At 71.8% G+C, this 19,571-nt stretch carries 17 protein-coding genes, 1 tRNA gene and 2 pseudogenes; 5 read left to right on the top strand and 15 right to left on the bottom strand.

All coding sequences use genetic code 11. The annotated features are described in order from the left end of the window. Positions 1–65 precede the first annotated feature (65 nt). From QOL16_RS00085 to QOL16_RS00110, 6 genes are read right to left on the bottom strand one after another with little or no spacing between them, the layout of a single operon-like run. Positions 66–1,823 (bottom strand): protein kinase, encoded by a 1,758-nt coding sequence (locus tag QOL16_RS00085; RefSeq protein ID WP_071248038.1) that lies wholly within the window; start codon positions 1,821–1,823, stop codon positions 66–68. Then, positions 1,820–3,274 (bottom strand): penicillin-binding protein 2, encoded by a 1,455-nt coding sequence (locus QOL16_RS00090; protein ID WP_065960423.1) that lies wholly within the window; start codon positions 3,272–3,274, stop codon positions 1,820–1,822. Before QOL16_RS00090 ends, QOL16_RS00085 begins: the two co-directional genes overlap by 4 nt. Further along, entirely contained in the window at positions 3,271–4,722 is a 1,452-nt protein-coding gene (locus QOL16_RS00095; protein WP_065960574.1) for an FtsW/RodA/SpoVE family cell cycle protein, read from the bottom strand. The genes QOL16_RS00090 and QOL16_RS00095 overlap by 4 nt, the downstream gene beginning before the upstream one ends. Further along, a complete protein-coding gene (locus QOL16_RS00100) occupies positions 4,722–6,116 on the bottom strand; it encodes a Stp1/IreP family PP2C-type Ser/Thr phosphatase (RefSeq protein WP_254780316.1) in 1,395 nt (464 codons plus the stop codon). Before QOL16_RS00100 ends, QOL16_RS00095 begins: the two co-directional genes overlap by 1 nt. A gap of 7 nt (positions 6,117–6,123) precedes the next feature. Further along, a complete protein-coding gene (locus QOL16_RS00105; protein ID WP_065960419.1) occupies positions 6,124–6,681 on the bottom strand; it encodes an FHA domain-containing protein in 558 nt (185 codons plus the stop codon). Beyond that, positions 6,678–7,358: a DUF3662 and FHA domain-containing protein gene (locus QOL16_RS00110; RefSeq protein WP_065960415.1), complete on the bottom strand. Its 681-nt coding sequence runs from the start codon at positions 7,356–7,358 to the stop codon at positions 6,678–6,680. The genes QOL16_RS00105 and QOL16_RS00110 overlap by 4 nt, the downstream gene beginning before the upstream one ends. A 110-nt stretch (positions 7,359–7,468) precedes the next feature. Between QOL16_RS00110 and QOL16_RS00115 the strand changes: the two genes are divergently transcribed. Beyond that, positions 7,469–7,555, top strand: a tRNA-Leu gene (locus QOL16_RS00115). 420 nt (positions 7,556–7,975) lie between these two features. Here QOL16_RS00115 and QOL16_RS17225 read toward each other — a convergent pair. From QOL16_RS17225 to QOL16_RS00140, 5 genes and pseudogenes are all read right to left on the bottom strand, one after another. Next, positions 7,976–8,545 (bottom strand): annotated as a pseudogene (locus QOL16_RS17225) (aminoglycoside phosphotransferase family protein); the annotation flags it as partial. Positions 8,546–8,570: 25 nt separating this feature from the next. Then, positions 8,571–9,575, bottom strand: a complete 1,005-nt coding sequence (locus QOL16_RS00125; protein ID WP_071285264.1) for a YdcF family protein — start codon at positions 9,573–9,575, stop codon at positions 8,571–8,573. 37 nt (positions 9,576–9,612) lie between these two features. After that, entirely contained in the window at positions 9,613–10,365 is a 753-nt protein-coding gene (locus QOL16_RS00130) for a response regulator transcription factor (RefSeq protein ID WP_254780318.1), read from the bottom strand. Next, positions 10,362–11,618 (bottom strand): sensor histidine kinase, encoded by a 1,257-nt coding sequence (locus QOL16_RS00135; RefSeq protein ID WP_083394035.1) that lies wholly within the window; start codon positions 11,616–11,618, stop codon positions 10,362–10,364. Before QOL16_RS00135 ends, QOL16_RS00130 begins: the two co-directional genes overlap by 4 nt. Before the next feature lie 882 nt (positions 11,619–12,500). After that, a complete protein-coding gene (locus QOL16_RS00140; RefSeq protein ID WP_071285846.1) occupies positions 12,501–13,184 on the bottom strand; it encodes an SDR family NAD(P)-dependent oxidoreductase in 684 nt (227 codons plus the stop codon). A gap of 293 nt (positions 13,185–13,477) precedes the next feature. On the opposite strand from QOL16_RS00140, the gene QOL16_RS00145 reads away from it, so the two are divergent. After that, the gene (locus QOL16_RS00145; RefSeq protein ID WP_071285844.1) at positions 13,478–14,326 is read left to right on the top strand and encodes an SDR family oxidoreductase; all 849 of its coding nucleotides are present in this window, start codon (positions 13,478–13,480) and stop codon (positions 14,324–14,326) included. Positions 14,327–14,358: 32 nt separating this feature from the next. Continuing rightward, positions 14,359–15,240: a manganese catalase family protein gene (locus QOL16_RS00150; protein ID WP_065963743.1), complete on the top strand. Its 882-nt coding sequence runs from the start codon at positions 14,359–14,361 to the stop codon at positions 15,238–15,240. Between the two features lie 90 nt (positions 15,241–15,330). On the opposite strand, the gene QOL16_RS00155 is transcribed toward QOL16_RS00150, so the two are convergent. The 3 genes and pseudogenes from QOL16_RS00155 to QOL16_RS00165 form a co-directional block, all read right to left on the bottom strand. Further along, positions 15,331–15,639: a hypothetical protein gene (locus QOL16_RS00155; protein ID WP_071248212.1), complete on the bottom strand. Its 309-nt coding sequence runs from the start codon at positions 15,637–15,639 to the stop codon at positions 15,331–15,333. 148 nt (positions 15,640–15,787) lie between these two features. Further along, positions 15,788–16,237: pseudogene (locus QOL16_RS00160) on the bottom strand (Hsp20/alpha crystallin family protein); the annotation flags it as partial. A gap of 163 nt (positions 16,238–16,400) precedes the next feature. Next, positions 16,401–16,874: a MarR family winged helix-turn-helix transcriptional regulator gene (locus QOL16_RS00165; RefSeq protein ID WP_065963745.1), complete on the bottom strand. Its 474-nt coding sequence runs from the start codon at positions 16,872–16,874 to the stop codon at positions 16,401–16,403. A 62-nt stretch (positions 16,875–16,936) separates the two neighbouring features. Between QOL16_RS00165 and QOL16_RS00170 the strand changes: the two genes are divergently transcribed. Together QOL16_RS00170 and QOL16_RS00175 are read left to right on the top strand one after the other, a co-directional pair. After that, positions 16,937–17,464: a phenolic acid decarboxylase gene (locus QOL16_RS00170; protein WP_071248219.1), complete on the top strand. Its 528-nt coding sequence runs from the start codon at positions 16,937–16,939 to the stop codon at positions 17,462–17,464. After that, the gene (locus QOL16_RS00175; protein WP_071285843.1) at positions 17,464–18,306 is read left to right on the top strand and encodes an alpha/beta hydrolase; all 843 of its coding nucleotides are present in this window, start codon (positions 17,464–17,466) and stop codon (positions 18,304–18,306) included. The genes QOL16_RS00170 and QOL16_RS00175 overlap by 1 nt, the downstream gene beginning before the upstream one ends. Positions 18,307–18,382: 76 nt before the next feature. Here QOL16_RS00175 and mgrA read toward each other — a convergent pair whose 3' ends face one another. After that, positions 18,383–19,426, bottom strand: coding sequence for an L-glyceraldehyde 3-phosphate reductase (gene mgrA, locus QOL16_RS00180; RefSeq protein WP_071285841.1), 1,044 nt, complete (start codon positions 19,424–19,426; stop codon positions 18,383–18,385). Between the last annotated feature and the right edge of the window lie 145 nt (positions 19,427–19,571).

Consider the following 19,571-nt stretch of genomic DNA (forward strand, 5'->3'; position numbering starts at 1 on the left):
CTGACGGCGGAGGCTCCCGACCAACCGTTACGCAACGGTGTCGGAAGCCCCCGTCCGGGTGACGCTCAGCCGGTCTTCGAGGTACCCGTACCGGTGCCCGTTCCCGCTCCGTTCGCCGGGGGCGTGGAGGTCGGCGAGGGGCTCGACGTCCAGGTGGCCGTGGCGGGGTCCGAGTCCTCGGAGGGCGCGAGCGAGCCGCACGTCACGTTGTAGCTGAACGACACCGGGGTGCCGGCGGCGTCGGCCTGGATCGTCACCGCGGTCGAGCTGGTGTCACCCGAGGTCGCACCGGAGGCGTCCTTCCCACCGGTGACCTTCCACGAGTACTTCGACACCGAGTAGCCGTCCGGGCAGGTGGCGGCCGACCAGCTGAAGGTGACCGACCCCGTGCTCGACACCGACGACGCGTTCGGGGTGTTCGGCTTGTTGGCCGTCGGCGGGGTCGTGTACTGCGTGACCGTGATGGTCGTGCCGTCCATGACGCTGCCCGTGGGGGTCAGGTCGGCGACGGTGTTCGCCTGTGCAGCGGTCGGCGCGGGGCTGCCGTCCTGCACGTCCACCTCGAAGCCGAGCTCCTGGAGGGCGTTGCGGACGTCGTCGGTGGCACGGCCGACGTACTGGCTCTTGTCGATGAACTGCCGGGCCGGCTGCGACGGGGTCGGGGACGGCGTGTTGCTCGGCCGCGCCGAGGCGCTGGGCGACTGGGACGCCGGGGTCTTCCCGCCGTCGCCGTTCCCACCGCCGTTGAGCGCGAACGCGACGACCGCGCCGATGATCGCCAGGAGGGCGACCCCACCGACGACCCACCAGATCCAGGCACGCTTCTTCGGCTCGTCCTCGTCGGGCGAGGCGGGCGATCCCGGCGTGGTCGGCGGACCGGCGAGGGCGCCGGCCTGGGTGCCGATGAGTGCGGTCGCCTGGTCGTCGCCGCGGTCCGCCGGAGGGTTGAACGCGACGGTGCCGGCACCGCCGACGGCGGGGACCGCGACGGTGGCGGCCGCGACGTCGCCACGGCGGAGCGCCTGGGCGGCACGCGCCAGGTTCGCCGCGGTCGCGGGACGGTCGGCGGGCTTCTTCGCGATGCAGGACAGCACGAGTGCGGCCACGGGCTCCGGCACGTCGGACGGCAGCGCGGGGGGCTGCTCGTTGATGTGCGCCATCGCGATCGCGACCTGCGACTCACCCGTGAACGGGCGCCGGCCGGCGAGGGCCTCGTACGCGACGATGCCGAGCGAGTAGACGTCGGTGGACGGCGAGGCCGGGTGACCGCTCGCCTGCTCGGGCGACAGGTACTGGACCGTGCCCATCACCTGCCCGGTCGCCGTGAGCGGCACCTGGTCGGCGATGCGCGCGATCCCGAAGTCGGTGATCTTGACGCGGCCGTCCGGGGTGATGAGCAGGTTGCCCGGCTTGATGTCGCGGTGCACGAGGCCCACGGCGTGCGCGGCCTGCAGTGCGTTCGCGGTCTGCGCGACGATGTCGAGCACCTTGTCGACCGGGAGCGTGTGCTCGCGTTCGATCATGGTCGACAGGGCCTCGCCGGGGACGAGCTCCATCACGAGGTAGGCGCTGCCGTCCTCCTCGCCGTAGTCGAAGACGTTGGCGATGCCCTCGTGGTTGACGAGCGCGGCGTGCCGGGCCTCGGCGCGGAAGCGCTCGAGGAAGCCCGGGTCGCCGAGGTACTCGTCCTTGAGGATCTTGAGTGCGACGGTCCGTCCGATGACGAGGTCGGTGGCCTGCCAGACCTCGCCCATGCCGCCGATCGCGACACGGGAGGAGAGCTGGTACCGCCCACCGAAGGTGAGTCCGCTGGTGGGTCTCATTTGTTCAGCACCGCCTCCATGACTTTCTTCGCGACCGGGGCCGCGACCGTGTTGCCGACGCCGGACTGTCCGCGTCCGCCACCGTTCCCGACGACGACCGCGACGGCCACCTCCGGGTCCTTGGCCGGGGCGAACCCCGTGAACCAGAGCGTGTACGGATCGCCCGTACCGCCTTCCGCCGTGCCGGTCTTGCCGGCGACGTCGACACCGTCGATCTTGGCATTGGTACCGGTGCCGTCGTTGACGACGCTCTGCATCGCCTCGGTCAGGTCGGCCGCCTCGGAGCCGGACAGCGGGTCGCTGTACTGGCGCGGCGAGAACGACTCGACGGTCTTCAGGTCGCTCGTCGTGATCGAGTCGACGAGCGACGGCTGCATGACCTTGCCACCGTTGGCGATACCGGCCGACACCATCGCGATCTGCAGCGGCGACACGCGCACGCTGGCCTGGCCGAAGGCGCTCAGCATGAGCTGGGCGGTCGAGTCGACGTCGGGGTACTGGCTCGCCGTGGCGCGCATCGGCACCTCGATGGCGTCGCCGAACCCGTACTCGTCGGCGACGGACTTGATCTCGTCGTACCCGAGCTTCTGGCCGAGCTCCGCGAACGGGATGTTGCACGAGTACTGGATCGCCGTGCGCAGCTTCACCGTCTCGCCACCGCCGCAGGACCCGCCCTCGGCGTTGTTGATGAACGTGTTCGTGCCGGGGAGCTGGAGCCGGGCCGGGTTCGGGAACTCGGAGTCGAGGTCGTACTTGCCGTCCTTGAGCGCGGCCGACGCGACGACGAGCTTGAAGACCGATCCCGGCGTGTAGAGGTCGCCGCCGATGGCGCGGTTCTGCAAGGGGGTGGGCTTCTGCGCGAGGAGGGCGTCGTACTCGGCCTTGACCTTCGCGGTGTCGTGCGAGGTGAGCGCGTTCGGGTCGTACTCGGGCTTGGACACCATCGCGAGGATCTTGCCGGTCTTCGGCTGGATCGCGACGACGGCGCCGGAGTTCGACCCGAGGGCGTCGTACGCGGCCTGCTGCACGTCGGGGTCGATCGTCAGGTTGACGTTGTCGCCCTGGATGTCCTGCCCGGTGAGGATCGCGTTGAGGTTCTGGAAGAACGAGGCGTCGGAGTTGCCCGACAGGACCGAGTTCTCGGCGCCCTCGATGCCGGTGTTGCCCTGGCCGATCGTGAAGTACCCCGTGACGGCCGAGTAGAGCGCACCGTTCGTGTAGGAGCGCTGGTACTGGTACTGGTCGTCCACCGGGGTCGACTCGGCGATCGGGCTGCCGTTGACGAGGATCGCGCCCCGCTTGGTGGAGTAGCTGTCCAGGATGGTCCGGGAGTTGCGCGAGTCGGCGCGCAGGGAGTCGGACGCGAAGAACTGGATCGAGGTCGTCGACACGAACAGTGCGACGAACATGAGCACGATGACGGTCGAGACACCGCGGAGCTGTCGGTTCACCGGCTGTGCTCCTTCCTGGTCGCGGCCTTCGTGCGCGGAGCCTTCCCGCGCGCGGCCGGGATAGCGCCCTGCTGGACGCGCTGTTCTGCGGGGATCGCGTCGGTCAGTCGCAGCAGCATCGCCGCGATGATCCAGTTGGCGATCAGGGAGGACCCACCGGCCGCCATGAAGGGCGTGGTCAGACCGGTCACCGGGATGATGCGGGTGATGCCGCCGACGACGACGAACACCTGCAGGGCGATCGTGAAGCCGAAGCCGACCCCGAGGAGCTTGCCGAAGTCGTCCTGGGCCATGAAGGCCACCCGCAGGCCGCGGGAGGCCAGCACGATGAACAGTGCCAGGATCGCGAAGACACCGATGAGCCCGAGTTCCTCACCGAGGGACGCGACGATGTAGTCGGCGTTCGCCACCGGGGTGATGTACGGCCGGCCCTGCCCGAGGCCGGTCCCGGTGATGCCGCCGTTCGCGAACCCGAACAGGCCCTGCACGAGCTGGTAGCTGCCCTGCGTCTGTCGCGAGAAGATCGCCTGGTCGAACGGGTCGAGCCACTGCTCGAACCGGCCGCGCACGTACACGAGGGCGGCCTGGGCGACGATCGCACCACCGATGAACAGCGTCAGGCCGATCGCGACCCAGCTGAGCCGTCCCGTGGCGACGTAGATCATCACGAGGAACAGGCCGAAGTACAGCAGCGCCGTGCCGAGGTCGCGCTGGAAGACGAGGACGGCCATCGCGGCGCCCCACATCACCAGGATCGGGCCGAGGTCACGTGCTCGCGGGAACGTCATGCCGAGGAACTTCTTGCCGACGATCGACAGCGAGTCGCGGGCGGTGACGAGGTACCCGGCGAAGAACAGCGCCATGGTGATCTTCGCGAGCTCACCCGGCTGGAACGAGAACGGGCCGATCCGGATCCAGACGCGTGCGCCGCCGATGTTCTCGCCGATCCCCGGCAGCATCGGCATGAGGAGCAGGAAGATCGTCAGCGCCATGAAGATGTAGCGGTAGCGCTGCAGGAACCGGTGGTTGCGGACCACCACGACGGTGATCGTCGCGAGCACCATCGCGAGCATCGTCCAGACGATCTGCTTCACGCCGATCGCGTCCCAGCCGGTCAGGCCGTTGTGGACGTCGATGCGGTAGATCTCGGCGATCCCGATGCCGTTGAGCACGAGGGCGACCGGCAGGATGAACGGGTCGGCGTTCTTCGCGACGACCCGGAGCACGCAGTGCATGACGAGCGCGAGCCCGAGGATCCCGCCCCCGACCCACAGCACGCCCGTGTCGAACAGGCGGCCCTTGGTGCCGAGCTGGACGAGCACCATCGCCCCGGCGCAGATGCCGCAAGCGATGACGAGCAGCACGAGCTCGAGGTTGCGGGCGCGCGCGGGTTCGCGGAGCTTGATCGTGATCGCCTGGGTGAAGGACTGTGCGGTGGCGGTGCTCATCACAGCGCCTCCGCCCCGGGCGAGGGCGTTCCCGCTGCCGCCGGTGCCGCCGGTGCTGCCGGCGCCTCGGTCGGGGAGTCGGACGGGGTGGGCGTCGGCGAGGACGACGGGGTCCCGTCGCCACCGGTCCCGGCCTGGTCCTGTCCGGTCTCCGCGGCCTTGCGCAGGCGGTCGACGATGTCCCGAGCGTCGGACAACGACGTCGCGTTGATCGTCGAGCGGACGTTCTCGCGGGTGTACTCCGGCAGCGACGCGGTGCTGATGTCGGTGTCCTCGTACACGTCGGACAGCGCGATCGGACCGATCGACTGCTGGACGCCCTTGTAGATCGCGACGGTGCCGCGGTCGGTGCCCACGTAGTAGTGGTCCTGCGTGATCCGCCAGCCCAGGAACACGGCGCCGACGAGCAGCCCGACCGCCGCGACGAGCGCGATCGTCCAACCGATCCGTCGGCGCACCCGGCGACGACGGTCCTCGGCGATGAGCTCGGCGAAGTACTGGTCCGACTCGGGCTCGAAGTGCGAGTCCTCGGGCGCGGCGCTGACCTTGAGGGGGTGCAGCAGGATCGTGGGGAGGCGGATCGGCTTGCGGCCGGTCGACGCCTCGAAGGTCAGGGGTGCTGCGGCGGACCCGACCGTGGTGGCGGCCTCGTCGTCGTCGACCACGTCGCCGTCGGTCACGTCCATCACGACGACGGTGACGTTGTCGGGGGCGCCGTGGTCGAGCGTCTCCTTGACCAGGCGCTGGGTGACCTGGTTGGCGTCCATCGTCGACGCCAGGGCGTGTCGGATGCGCTCCTCGGCGAGGTACGAGGACAGGCCGTCGGAGCAGAGGAGCCAGCGATCGCCGGCCTGGATGTCCATGACGGCAGTGTCGACCTCGGGTGCCGCGTCGACGTCGCCGAGCACCCGCATGAGCACCGAGCGGCGCGGGTGGACCGCTGCTTCCTCCGGTGTGATGCGACCGCTGTCGACGAGCCGCTGCACGAACGTGTGGTCGGAGGTGATCTGCTGCAGCTCACCGTCGCGCATCCGGTAGATGCGCGAGTCGCCGATGTGGGCGATGGCGATCTGCTCGCCGACCCGGATGAGCGCGGACACCGTGGTGCCCATGCCGGTGAGTTCCTGGTGCTCGAAGACCGTCTCGGTGATGAGCTGGTTGGCGGCGATGAGGGCCGACTGCAGGGCGAACTCGGCGTCGTGCGCGGAGGGGAACTCGCGGTCCACCTCGCGGATCCGACGGATGGCGATCGCGGAGGCGACGTCGCCGCCCGCGTGGCCGCCCATGCCGTCGGCGACGGCGAAGAGGTGGGTGCCGGCGTAGCCGGAGTCCTGGTTGTTGGCGCGGATGCGCCCCACGTGGGACACAGCGGCGCTCAGCGTGCGAGCGGTCATGTCCGGGTTACCGCCGCAGCTCGAACGTCGTCGTCCCGATCGTGATCGGTGTCCGCTCCGCGATGGTCACGGGGGTGGTCACCTTCTGACCGTCGACGAAGGTGCCGTTCGTGGACTCGAGGTCGGTGAGGACCCACCCCGACGCCCGGAGTTCCAGGCGGGCGTGGTGGGTGGACGTGTAGTCGTCGCGGATCACGACGTTGGACTCGCTCGAGCGGCCGATGGTGATCGGTCCGCCGCCGAGCGGCATCTCGAGACCCTCACGTGCGCCCTCGGTGATGACGAGCCGCGTCGGGACGCCGCTCGCGGTCTGCTGCGGCGTCGGTCCGGAGGACTGCCCGATCAGCTCGGTGAACGCGCCACCCGACGCGGCCGCCGGAGCAGCCGCAGCGGGGACCACGGGGGTCGTCGGGCCGGACGGTGCGGCCTTCGGATCGGTGGGGATCGTGCGCACGCGCTGGCCGAACAGGTCGCTCCGCAGGGCGAAGACGATCACGAACACGAACAGCCACAGCACCGCGAGGAACGCGAAGCGCAGGACGAGCAGGGTCAGCCCTGTGGTCATCGAGCACCTCCGTCGCTCTCGGGGATCACCCGGAACACCATACGGGTACGACCGATCTCGATCGTCGAGTCCGGCTCCACGATGGCCTGCTGGAAGCGCTGACCGTCGAGTTTCGAGCCGTTCGTCGACCCCAGGTCGTTGGCCTGGGCGTGCTTGCCGTCCCAGATCACCTCGACGTGCTTGCGGCTCGTGCCGGTGTCGGCGACGGTGATGTCGGCGTCCGTCCCGCGGCCGATCACGGTGCGTCCGCGCTGCAGCCGGTGCCGCTGGGAGCCGATGTCGAGGACCGCGACCCACGCGACGTCGCGCTGCACGGTGCTCGAGTCCACCTGAAGGATCCCGGTCGAGAGCGTGCCGTCCTGCTGCAACCGGATCGTCACCGGGCCCGAGAACGAGTAGTTCTGCGCCACGGCGTGCTGCTGCACCATCGAGGTCAGCTCGTCGATGAGCGGCCGTCCCACGTCGTTCATGCGCGTGAAGTCCGGCGGTGCGAGCCGGACGGTGAACTCGTTCGGCACGAGGATGCGCTCCCGCGACACCACGGCGGCCTTGGTGTCGAGCTCGCGGCGCAGGGCGCTCGAGATCTCCACGGGCTGCACGCCGGAGCGGAAGGTCTTCGCGAATGCACCGTTGACGGCGCGCTCCAACCCTCGCTCGAAGCTGTCCAAGAGGCCCATGTGTCTCCAGTGTCGTCGGTCACGGACCACTGCATGGTAGTGGGTGGCACCCGGGCCCGTCTGACAGTGGTCACGGGGCCCCTCGGCGCCGTGCTAATGTTGCCGGGCTGGCGCGAGTGGCGGAATTGGTAGACGCGCACGGTTCAGGTCCGTGTGCTGGAAACGGCGTGGGGGTTCAAGTCCCCCCTCGCGCACCAGGTGAGGAACGGCCCCCGGAGGAATCCGGGGGCCGTTCCGCGTTTCCGGGAGTCTGCTGCCCCGGGACGTCCGCTGCCCCGGGACGTCCGCTGCCCCGGCCCGTCAGCCCGCGAAGGCAGCGAGGGCGTCGTCGAGCATCCGGTGCCCCTGCTCCTCGAAGCCGGCGTCACCCACCTCGTGTGCCCACACCGCGGTGCCGACGGCCTCGCGGAGCTGGATCCAGCGCCACGCGTCCGGGGTCCGGGGATCGCCCCCGTACCCGTCGATGAAGGCGGTCTCGAGCGCCGGGTCGTGCTGCCAGTGCAGGACGGCGAGCCGTGTGAGGTCCGTCGCGGACGGAACGCGAAGCGTCCGAGGTCGATCGCGCGGAGGCGGCCGTCATCGACCACCCAGTTGCGGGGCTGCCAGTCGCCGTGCGTCGGCACGACGGTCACCGGGGTCGGACGGAACCGGGCGAGCACGGCGCGGACGGCCTCGACCCGCTCGGCCGGGATCCGGTGCCGCCGGTCGAGCTGAGCCGTGGTCTTCGCCTGCTCCTGCTCGGCGTAGGTCGGGTCGGTCCGCGCCGTCTGGTCGTGGAGGCGTCGGAGCAGGGCGCCCGCCTGCCGGTGCACCGCGGGGTCGTGTTCGTCCGGGGTGCCGAGCGCGAGACGGCCCGGGACCCGGTCGAGCACGAGGACCCGGGTGTCCTCGTCCGCCGCGACCAGGGCTCCGGCGTCGCCGCGCGCGACGAGCACGTCGGTCCACCCGCGGTGCGCCGTGAGCTCGCGGGGGAAGTGGGTGTTCTGCGGCCCGCACGCCTTGACGACGAGGTCGCGTCCGCCCGACCGCACGTGGAGCACGACGGTGTCGAGCAGCCCCCAGGAGTGGTCGGCGACGAGTTCGACGTCCGGCAGCACCGACCGGACGAACGTCTGCTGCGCCGGGGTCAGGCCGGCGCGCCCCCACGCGTCGGCAGCGACCTGGTGTTCCCCGTCCTCGTTCCCCACCCCGACACGGTAGCCCGGAGGTCGATCAGTGGGCCAGGCCGGTGAGCTCGCCCACGGCGATCGCGGCCGCCAGCGCCACGAAGGGTCCCAGGGCGACGACGCTCACCCACCGGTGCTCCACGAGCAGCGCGACGAACTCGCGCAGGAACGCGCTCGGGACGTAGTAGCGGGCGGTCCGGGAGCCGACGACCTGGGCGTCCGCGCCGAGTCGGCGGGCGAGGGAGGCGGTGCGGAGGACGTGGTAGTCGCTCGTCACGAGCAGCAGCGGTCCGGTCCGACCGGCGTCGCGCAGCAGCTCGACCGAGCGCTCGATGTTCTCGCGGGTCGTGGTCGACCGGTCCTCGGCGGGGACGCCCTGGTCGAGCAGGTACTCGCGCATCGCGGTCGCCTCGGCCCGGACCTCGTCCGACCCCTGTCCGCCGGACGGCACGAGGAGCGGGCGGTTGCCCCGCGCCACCTCGGCACGCCACGCCTGGACGCCCCGGTCGAGTCGGCCGCGCAGGAGCGGGGTCACCGTGCCGTCCGCGCGCAGGCCCGCCCCGTGCACGACGACCGCGGTCGGGGCGACGCCGTGGCGCATCCGCCCGTACACCACCGAGTAGAGGGCGAACGAGACGAAGGCGGCACTCGCGTACGCGGAGACGAGGGCGAGCAGTGCCGCGACGGTCACGCCCACGACGCCGAACCGGACGACGAGCACGACGGCGACGACCGGCAGGACGAGCACGGCGACACCGGCGAGCAGGGAGAGCTGGTTGCCGAGGCTCCGCCCCTCCTTGCGGAGCATGGTCACACCGTTGGCGACGAGGGCGACGCCGAACACCACGACGCTGATCGGGAGCGCGAGTGCGAGCAGCCCGAGGGCGACGACCGCGGGCAGCGACCAGTCGGCGGCGACGACCAGTCCGCCGAGCACGCCGAACACGACGGCGGTGGTGAGGAAGACGCCGTTCCGCAGCATCCTCGGGTCGCGACGGCGGCAGACCAGGTAGGCGATGAGGAAGACCGCGGCGACGACGAGCAGGAACACGAGTACAGAATACCGGGCGGTGTGCGCGGCCCGACGGTCAGGTCGCGGACCGGCCGCCCTCGCGGGTCCCGGCGAGCCCGTGGTCGTGGGCGTACACGACGAGCTGGACCCGGTCGCGGAGCGAGAGCTTGCCGAGGATGCTCGAGATCTGCGTCTTCACGGTCGACTCGGTGACGAACTCCTTCGCCGCGATCTCGGCGTTCGACAGCCCGCGCGAAGCCCACCCGAACACGATCCGCTCCCGGTCGGTCAGGGTCTGGAACGCGGCGGGCTGGGGCTTCGGCGCGCGCTCGACGTCGGCGCCGAACAGCTGCGAGACGTCGTTCGGCGCGATCACCGAGCTGCCCTCGTGCACGGCCCGGACCGCGGCGAACAGGAACGGCGGCGTGGTGTCCTTGAGCAGGAATCCGCTCGCGCCCAGGCGGATCGCGGTCGCCGCCGCGGGGTCGAGGCCGAACGTGGTCAGCACGACGACGCGGGGGAGCGGCTCGCCCACGGCACCGGAGTAGAGCTGTCGGACGGTCTCGACGCCGTCCATGCCGGCCATCCGCATGTCGAGCAGCACCACGTCGGGGCGCAGTTCGCGGATGCGGTCGAGGGCCTCGGCGCCGTCCGACGCCTCGCCGACGACCTGCATGTCGGGCTGGGCGTCGAGGACGACCCGCAGGCCGGCGCGGAACAGTGCCTGGTCGTCGGTGAGCAGGATGCGGATCGGGGCCGCGGCGGGGCCGGTCGGCGGCTCGGCACCCCGTTCGGTGCCGGTGCGTGCGCCGCTGTGTGGCTCGGTCATCGGTTCGTCCCCCCTCGGACGTCGTACGGGATGCGCGCGCGTGCGGTGAACACGTCGTCGAGCACGGCGGCGTCGAAGGACCCGCCGATCGTGGTGAGTCGGGTCTGCATGCCGGTGAGTCCGCGGCCGGATCCGCGCGGGTGGGCGGCGAGTTCGTCGATGCCGAGCTCCTCGCCGACCGGGAGCGAGGCGGAGCGCACGGCGTTCTCGACCTCGAGCACGAGGTCCGCCGACCGCCAGGTCTCGCGGACGTCGACGGCACCGCCGGGCACGCCGTGTCGGAGCGCGTTCGTCAGCATCTCCTGCAGCACCCGGCGGGCCGCGGTCCCGTGCACCGGGCCGAGCGGTCGGGAGGCACCCCGGACGGTGTGCTCGACCGTGACACCGGCGTCGCGGATGCCGCGGACGATCTCCTCGAAGGAGGCCGGGTCGACGGTGGCGTCGGACCCGTCGATGTGGCCGAGGACCTGGCGCACCTCGACCAGGGAGCTCCGGGCGGTGCTCGCGATGGTGGCGCTGACCTCGCGCACGCGTGCCTCGTCGTCGAGGAACGGCACGGAGTCGGCCTGCGCGATGATCACGGCGAGGGAGTGGCCGACGACGTCGTGCACGTCGCGGGCGATGTCGGCGCGGATGCGCTCGGACTCGGCTTCGTCCACGGCGCGGGTGGCGACGGCCTCGGCCCGGTTCGCGACCGCCTCGGCGCGCGTGGCCGCGGCCTCGGCGTCGATGCGGCGGACGGCCTCGGCGTTCTGGGAGCGGACGGCCCGGGTGGCGAGCCCGCCCGCCCAGACCGAGACGAGCGCGAGGGTCGGCGCCGCGAGGACGATCGCGACCTGCTCCGAGGGCCCGTTCAGCAGCAGTGCGTACCGGTAACCGGTCTTGGAGAGGTACAGGGAGGCGAGGACTCCGGCGCCGAGGGAGAGCAGACCGGCGAGGACGACCTCGATCTTCGTGCCGACGATCGCGACGCTGCCGACCACGACGAAGAGCGCGACGTCGACGAGTGAGGGACGCTCCCCGTTCCACACCTGGACGACGCCGAGGGCGACCGCGGCGAGCATCGCCCCGGACGGGCTGAGCCGACGGAGGGCGATCGCGACGGTCGCGGCCGTGACGGCGAGGGCGCTCGCCCGTTCGAGCTCGAGGTCGATCGGTGCGAGGAAGACGAGGCAGGCGAGCGCGGCCCACGTCAGGTCGACGACGAGGGATCGGCGAGGGAGGACCCTGGTGAACCCCTGACCGCCCCTCACGGATCGATCATCGCACGGCGCTCGGGCGTGGCGGGGTTCACGGGATCGGGGACATCGCGATCAGGGCGACCGCCGTGACGGCGATGATCGCGGCGCAGGTCGCGAGGGTTGCGATCACGTGCTTGGTCGAGGTCTCCATGCTGACGAGCCTCGCGGAGGAGGCGGCGCGGGGCATCGGGCGGAGGGACGAGCGCCGTCGTCCGGAAGGACGAACCCGGTCGTCCTGCGGTCCGGAGCCCGGGAGGGTCGGAGCGCCCACGCGGGTGCGCGGATGCGGCAGGATCAGCACGTGTCCCGTACCGAGCCCGCCGGGGGAGCCGGAACCGCCCCCACGGCCCCTGCACCCACCGTGCTCGGGCGCGTGCTGCGGCGCCGTCTGCGCGACACGGTCTGCCGCGCCTGTGCACACCCGTGGGCGGGGCATCCCGGTGCGCCCTCGGACGGGAGCGGCACCGAGTGTGCCGCCTGCCGGTCCGAGCGGGACCACACCGGTGCGCCCGAGGGTGCGGACCCGTGCTCCGCGACGGTACCGACCGCGCTCCTGGACCGAGCGACCGTGGTGCCGGACCGTCCGGAGCGCTGGTGGCACCGGGTGGCGGTCTTCCCGCTGCGGGTGATCCTCGTGGTCCTCGACGGACTGGGCTGAGCCGTCACCCTGGTCGTGACCGCGTGACCGCGTGACCGCGTGACCGCGTGACCGCGTGACCGCGTGACCACGCGTGACCGCGTCACCGGACGACGGCCGACCGGTCGGCCCGGATCTCGGCCCGGGCCGGAACGGCTCGCGCACGGCGCACGGCGCGCGGTGACGGTGACCGACCGGCGGCCGGGAGGCGCGTGGCGGCGCCGCCACGCGCCTCCCGGCCGCCCGTCGCTCGCGTCTCAGATCGTGAGCTGTCCGAGCACGCGGTGTGCGATCGAGACGGACTCGCCGCTCACGGCGGACCGCGGTGAGGCGAGGAACGCGACGAGGTCCGCGATCTGCTGCGGGCTCGACTCGCCACCGGCGCCGCGCTGCACCTGCGCTGCCGGCTCGTCCGTCACCGTGCCCGGGTTCACGACGTTCACGGCCACACCGGTACCGGCGACCTGGTCGGCGAGGTTCTTCGCGATGACGTTCGTCGCCGCGTTCCGGAGCGAGGTCGTGATGTTCCCCGCGAGGTAGGCGTTCTGCCCGCTCACCACGACGACGCGGCCGAAGCCGGCGGCACGCTGCGCGGGGAGCACGGCGTTCGCGACGCGGAGGAAGCCGAGCGCCTTGCCGTCGATCGCGGCGGCGACCTGCTCGGGGTCGGATGCCCGGTCGGGGTCGAGCGTGCCCGCCGCGGGCGCCGCGGTGACCACGAGGACGTCGATGCGTCCGTGCTGGTCGAGCACCCGCGCGACCGCGGCGTCGACCGACTCCTGCGACGCGGTGTCCATGCGGACGTCGTCGGGGCCGTCGGCGGTGCGGGAGGCGACGACGACGTGCGCGCCCTCGCGACGGAGGGTCTCGGCGACGACGCTGCCGATGTACCCGCGACCGCCGACGACGAGGGCGGTCCGGCCGGTGAGTTCGAGGTCCATGCGCGCCACGGTAGGCCGCGGTGCTGCGTGCCGTCCGGTGCGCTGTCCGGCGTGCTGACGGCTGCGGCGTCGGAGCACCGTCCCGCGTGGCCGGGGCGTCTCCCGCGCGATCCGGCCACCCGATCCGCGCGATCCGTCCACCTTGGACGGCTGCCCAGTCCGGCCCGCCGACCATCGCCCACGACGGCCCCGGTGGCGGACCGAACGGACGCCGCGGCCACCGCCGGACGTCGCGGACAGCACACGACGGCACCGGTGGACCGACACCGTCCGGACGACGACAGGGAGCGCGCATGACCGACCAGCAGCAGCCCGACCAGCAGCGGCCCCCGGGCAGTGACCGGGAGCTCACGCCGACCGCCGACCACGGCGAGCAGTCCTACCGTGGCTCGGGCAAGCTCACCGGGAAGCGCGCGGTGATCACCGGCGGCGACAGCGGCATCGGCAAGGCCGTCGCGATCGCCTTCGCCCGCGAGGGCGCCGACGTGCTCGTCAGCTACCTACCCGAGGAAGAGGACGACGCGCAGGACACGAAGCGCTGGATCGAGGAGGCCGGTCGGAAGGCCGTCCTGTTCCCCGGCGACGTGAGCGACCCGGCGTACTGCCGGTCCGTCGTCGCGACCGCGGTCGACGAGCTCGGCGGCCTGGACGTCCTCGTGAACAACGCGGCGTACCAGATGACCCACGAGACGATCGAGGAGATCAGCGACGAGGAGTGGGACCACACCCTCGCGACGAACCTCAGCGCCTACTTCCACCTCGTGAAGGCCGCGCTGCCGCACCTCGGACCGGGGTCGTCGATCATCGGGTCGAGCTCGGTGAACTCCGACAACCCGAAGCCCGACCTGGCGCCGTACGACGTCACGAAGGCCGGCGTCGCGAACCTGTCGGCAGCGCTCGCGCAGCTGCTCGGCCCGCGGGGCATCCGCGTCAACAGCGTCGCGCCCGGCCCGATCTGGACGCCGCTCATCCCCTCGACGATGCCGCCTGAGGAGGTCGAGCAGTTCGGCACGCAGACGCCGCTCGGCCGCGCGGGCCAGCCCGCCGAACTCGCCCCGGTGTACGTGCTGCTCGCCAGCGACGACGGCAGCTACGTCTCCGGTGCCCGGGTCGCCGTCACCGGCGGCACACCCATCCTCTGACCGACCGAACCCAGCACGCGAAGGAGCACGATTTGTACTTCCACAAGCAGGAACTCCAGTTCAAGGCCACCCCGGACAAGCCGGACGCCGTCTACGCGCGGAAGCTCCAGGAGGTGCTCGGCGGCCAGTACGGCGAGATCTCCGTCGCCCTGCAGTACCAGTTCCAGGCGTGGAACATGCACATCCCGGGCAAGTACCGAGACATGGTCTTCGGCATCGGTGCCGAGGAGATGGGGCACGTCGAGATGCTCGCGACGATGATCGCGCAGCTGCTCGAGAAGAGCCCGCTCGGCATCACCGAGGACGCGCTGCAGGACGACCCGACCGTCGCCGCGATCGTGGGCGGCACCGACGTGCAGCACGCCATCGTCGCCGGCGCCGGAGCGCGCCCGGTCGACAGCAACGGCAACCCGTGGCAGGGCTCGTACATCACGGCCTCGGGCAACCTGCTCGCCGACTTCACCGCGAACGAGAACGCCGAGATGCAGGGCCGCGTCCAGGCCGCACGGCTGTACCACATGACCGACGACCACGGCGTGCGGGACCTGCTCTCGTTCCTCATCGCCCGCGACACCATGCACCAGAACATGTGGGCGACCGCCGCGGCCGAGCTGCGCGAGAAGGGCGTGGAGGGCTTCCCCGTGCCGAGCAACTTCCCGCAGGCGAAGGAGGCGTCGGAGTTCAGCTACCAGTACCTCAACTTCTCCGACGGTGCCGCGGCTGCCGACGGGCCGTGGGCGAGCGGCCCCTCGTTCGACGGCAAGGGCGAGTACTCGTACCACGACGGCCCCACCTCGTCGGTGCCGATGCCCCCGCCCACGCACCCGGACGTGCGGCTGTACGGCACGACCGAGCTGCCGAACGTGGTCGAGAAGACCGCGGGGCTCGTGCAGGACACCCTGCACAAGGAGTAGTGGTCACGCCGGTCGCGGTCGCGGACGCGACCGGCAGACGGACGGGAGGCGCGGTGCCGGCTGGCACCGCGCCTCCCGTCCGTCGTCGTCTCAGCCCCGCAGGGTGGTGAGGGTCGTCGTGTCGTCCACCGGTTCGCTGCGCGCCGGTCGCGTGATCCCGGCGTAGGCGCGCGTCGCGCTCCACCCGGCGATCAGGGCGACCGTGCCGACGACGGCCGCGATCCACGGGAGCAGCCACCCGTCGGCCCACGCGCCCGGGGCGACCACCCAGACGAGGAAGTTCCCGACCGTGCCACCGGTCGCGCCGAGGAGCGCGGCGGTACGGCGGTCGAGGCTCGTGGCCGTCAGGGCCGTGGTGGTGACGGCGACGGCGAACAGGGCGTTGATGAGTGCTGCCACCGTGCCTCCGTCAGGCGCTGGTCGTGCCGGCCGCACCGCTCGTCGTGCCGGCCGCACCGGTCGTGCTGGCTGCACCGGTCGTGCTGGTTGCGCCGGTCGTGCTGGTTGCGCCGGTCAGGGCGCTCGTCGCCGAGCTGCCGCCGTCGGCGTCCGTGCCGCGGCCGTCGGAGCCGCCGACCGCGAGCTGCTGGGCGCCGCCGCCGGTGGTGACCGTGACCTTGCGCGGCTTCGACGACTCCTTGACCGGGATCGTGACGCTGAGCACGCCGTTGTCGTAGGCGGCGCTGATGCGTGCCGTGTCCAGGTGGTCGCCGAGGGTGAGCTGCCGGACGAACGTGCCGGGCTGACGCTCCCGGGTGATCCACTGCGATCCCTCGGGGGCGCCGAGCGTGCGCTCCGCGCGCAGGGTGAGGACGGACCCGTCGACGTCGACGTCCACCGACCCCGGGTCGATGCCCGGCAGGTCGACGTCGAGGACGTAGTGGTCGCCGCTGCGGTAGAGGTCCATCGGCATCGACCGGGGTGCGCCCGTGCCGGCTCCGAGCAGGGTGCCGGCGAGTCGGTCGAGCTCGCGGAACGGGTCGTACTGCATCGTCATCGAGATCAACTCCTTCGTGGTCCTCGTCGGGTCCCCGCGACCCGACGACCAGAGTTCTAGCACTCTCGCCTCAGGAGTGCCAAGAGCAGGCTCAGAGGTCGCTGGGAACGATCGGACCGGCCGGTCTCGTCACCTGTGGGCCGTCGGGCCGGCCGCGGGGCCGTCAGTCCTCGGGGCGCCCGGCGACCTCGTGGTGCAGGCGTTCGAGGGCCGGGAGCGCCTGCGCGAGGGCGTGCCGGTCGGCGTCGGAGAGCCGGTCGAGGGCGTCGACGAGGACGGAGGTCGCGGCGTCGTCGTAGGTCCGGAGGCGGTCCGTCGCGAGCGGGGTCAGGTGCACGGTGGCACGGCGCCCGTCCCCACCGACGACCCGGCGCTCGACGAGGCCGGACTGCTCCATCGCCGAGACGAGGTTGCTCACGGTGGACCGGGCGAGGCCGAGGCGCGCGGCGAGGGCGGAGGGCGCCGTGCCGATCTGCGGGTCGGTGCCGAGCGCGCGGAGGACCTCGATCTGGGCCTCCGGGATGTCCGGCAGACCCGCCACCGCCCGCGAGGTACGGAGGAGTGTGCGCCGGAACGGTCCGACCCGGTCGCTGAGCCGGCGGGCGATGCGCGCCGTGTCGTCGTCCGTACCCGCCATGCTGGGCAACCTATCAGCCAGTTTTGTTTGCAACAAAACCATTCCGGGAGCAGGCTGGGGACATGACCACCACCACCTCCGTCGAACACCCCGAACCGCCCCAGGACCTCTCCGGCATCGTCGGACACCGGTTCGTCTACACCTACGCCAACGGCTGGCAGTACGAGATGTACGTCAAGAACGCGACGACGATCGACTACCGCATCCACACCGGTCACGTCGGCGGCCGCTGGGTGAAGGACCAGACCGTCGACCTCGTGGCGCTCGCCGCGGGCGTCTACAAGGTGTCGTGGAACGAGCCGACCGGCACGAGCGTCGTCGTCAACGTCCTGCCCGAGCAGCGCGTCCTGCACGGCACGATCTTCTTCCCGCGCTGGATCGAGCTCGACGGGTCGAAGACGGTCCTGTTCCAGAACGACCACCTCGACGAGATGCAGCGCTTCCGCGACGAGGGGCCGACCTACCCGATCTACGTCGTCCCCGAGTTCGCGCACATCACGCTGTTCGAGCACGTCGGCGCGGACGACGAGTCGGTGATCGACACCGCCCCGGGCGACCTGCCCGCCGGCTGGGCGGACCGGACCGACTGATGGGCGCCGTGCCGCTGCAGGCCGCCGACCCGCGGGTCTCGCCGACGACGCTCGACCACCACGGACGGACGATCCGCGGGTGGCAGTGGGAGCCGGCTGACCCTGCGTCCGGTGCGTCCGGTGCCGGCGCGTCCGGTGCCTCCGGTGCCGGCGCGTCCGCTGCCGACGCGCCCGTCGTGCTGCTCGTGCACGGGTTCAGCGACAGCGCGACCGGTGGGCGACAGCTCTTCGTGCAGACCGCGCGGCACCTCGTCGCCCGCGGTGCCGTCGTCCGGAGCCACGACCGGCTCGGTCAGGGCGTGAGCGACGGCGAGTTCGCCGACATCACCATCCGGGACGAGGTCGACCAGGTCGTCGCGATGATCCGCGCGGCCGACCGGGGCCAGGGCGTGCACGTCGTCGCGCACAGCCTCGGCGCGGTCGAGTCGGCGCTGGCCGCAGCCCGCGTCCCCGAGCTGGTCCGGACGCTGACCCTGTGGTCGCCGGCCGGTGTGGTCGTGGACGACATCACGGTCGACGACGTCATCCAGGGTCAGCCGCTCGCCCCGGTGCGGGAGCGTGGTTGGTTCGACTTCGGCGGCATGGTGCTCGGCGCCGCGTTCATCGAGGACGTCCGCGCCGACCTGGACGTCTACGGGCCGGTCGCCGGGTACACCGGTCCGGTCGACGTGGTGCACGGCACCGAGGACACGATCGTGCCGGTGTCGTACGGGCGCCGGTACGCCGAGCTCCTGCCGGGTGCGACGCTGACCGTCGTCGACGGCGCGGACCACGGCTGGTCGTCGGTGCCGTTCCGGGAGCGGTTGCTCGAGGTGCTCGACGCGAGGCTCGGGCTGGCCTGACGCCGTCGTGTGGGCGGTCGCCTGCAGCGGTACGTCGCCGCGGGCGACCGCCCACCTGCGTCTCGTCGGGTGGCGGTCAGCTCACCTGGCCGGAACGGGCGCCCGACCACAGGTCGACGTCGAGGACGCCGACCGAGTGCTCGTCGATCCGCGCGAGCTCGTCCTCGGTGAACGACAGGTTCCCGAGCGCGGCGACGTTCTGCTCGAGCTGCTCGACGCGCGAGGCACCGATCACGAGCGACGTGACCCGCTCGTCGCGCAGCGCCCACGCCAGGGCGAGCTGCGCCAGGCTCTGGCCGCGCTCCTCGGCGATGCCGTTCAGCGCGCGCAGGTGCTCGACGACCTCGGGGGTCAGGGAGCCGGCGTCGAGGGACTTGCCCGCCGCGGCACGGGAGTCCTCCGGGACGCCGTCGAGGTAGCGCCCGGTCAACAGGCCCTGCGCGAGCGCGGTGAACCCGATGACACCGAACCCGAGGTCGCCGGCCGCGTCGAGCAGCCCCTCGGTCTCGATCCAGCGGTTGAGCATCGAGTACGAGGGCTGGTGGATGAGGAGCGGCGTGCCGAGGTCCTGCAGGATCGCGGCGGCCTGGCGCGCACGGTCGGCGTCGTACGACGAGATCCCCACGTACAGCGCCTTGCCCTGCTGCACCGCGGTGTGCAGCGCACCCATGGTCTCCTCGAGCGGGGTCGACGCGTCGAGGCGGTGCGAGTAGAAGACGTCGACGTAGTCGAGGCCCGTGCGCTCGAGCGACTGGTCGAGCGAGGCGAGGACGTACTTGCGGGACCCGCCGCCCTGCCCGTACGGCCCGGGCCACATGTCCCAGCCCGCCTTGGTCGAGATGACCATCTCGTCGCGGTAGGGCCGGAAGTCCTCGCGCATGAGCCGGCCGAAGTTGACCTCGGCGGCACCGTACGGCGGGCCGTAGTTGTTCGCCAGGTCGTGGTGCGTGATGCCGAGGTCGAACGCGCGGCGGCTGATCGCCCGCTGCGTCTCGAACGGCTTGTCGTCGCCGAAGTTGTGCCAGTAGCCCAGCGAGAGCAGCGGCAGGTCGAGGCCGGAGCGGCCCGTCCGGCGGTAGGGCATCGAGTCGTAGCGGTCGTCCGCAGCGGTGTAGGCCATGGCTCCCATCCTGGCCCGACCCACCCTGGCGCAGCGTCCGGGACGGGCCGGTGCGCGAACCGTACAGAACGCGAACCGTTCGTTGCACGAACTGTTCACGCCGTGGAACAGTTCTGTCGTCCGACCAGGACACCACGACGCAGGA

The sequence above is a fragment of the Curtobacterium sp. MCBA15_004 genome (assembly GCF_001865055.2).
GTDB lineage: Bacteria > Actinomycetota > Actinomycetes > Actinomycetales > Microbacteriaceae > Curtobacterium.

Bases quoted from the DNA above. Each gene is read 5' to 3' on its own strand.
- QOL16_RS00170 (WP_071248219.1), top strand. From the start codon at position 16,937: ATGACCACCACCACCTCCGTCGAACACCCCGAACCGCCCCAGGACCTC.
- QOL16_RS00175 (WP_071285843.1), top strand. From the start codon at position 17,464: ATGGGCGCCGTGCCGCTGCAGGCCGCCGACCCGCGGGTCTCGCCGACG.
- mgrA (WP_071285841.1), bottom strand. From the start codon at position 19,426: ATGGCCTACACCGCTGCGGACGACCGCTACGACTCGATGCCCTACCGC.
- QOL16_RS00140 (WP_071285846.1), bottom strand. From the start codon at position 13,184: ATGGACCTCGAACTCACCGGCCGGACCGCCCTCGTCGTCGGCGGTCGC.
- QOL16_RS00130 (WP_254780318.1), bottom strand. From the start codon at position 10,365: ATGACCGAGCCACACAGCGGCGCACGCACCGGCACCGAACGGGGTGCC.
- QOL16_RS00100 (WP_254780316.1), bottom strand. From the start codon at position 6,116: ATGACCGCTCGCACGCTGAGCGCCGCTGTGTCCCACGTGGGGCGCATC.
- QOL16_RS00145 (WP_071285844.1), top strand. From the start codon at position 13,478: ATGACCGACCAGCAGCAGCCCGACCAGCAGCGGCCCCCGGGCAGTGAC.
- QOL16_RS00165 (WP_065963745.1), bottom strand. From the start codon at position 16,874: ATGGCGGGTACGGACGACGACACGGCGCGCATCGCCCGCCGGCTCAGC.
- QOL16_RS00085 (WP_071248038.1), bottom strand. From the start codon at position 1,823: ATGAGACCCACCAGCGGACTCACCTTCGGTGGGCGGTACCAGCTCTCC.
- QOL16_RS00105 (WP_065960419.1), bottom strand. From the start codon at position 6,681: ATGACCACAGGGCTGACCCTGCTCGTCCTGCGCTTCGCGTTCCTCGCG.
- QOL16_RS00095 (WP_065960574.1), bottom strand. From the start codon at position 4,722: ATGAGCACCGCCACCGCACAGTCCTTCACCCAGGCGATCACGATCAAG.
- QOL16_RS00110 (WP_065960415.1), bottom strand. From the start codon at position 7,358: ATGGGCCTCTTGGACAGCTTCGAGCGAGGGTTGGAGCGCGCCGTCAAC.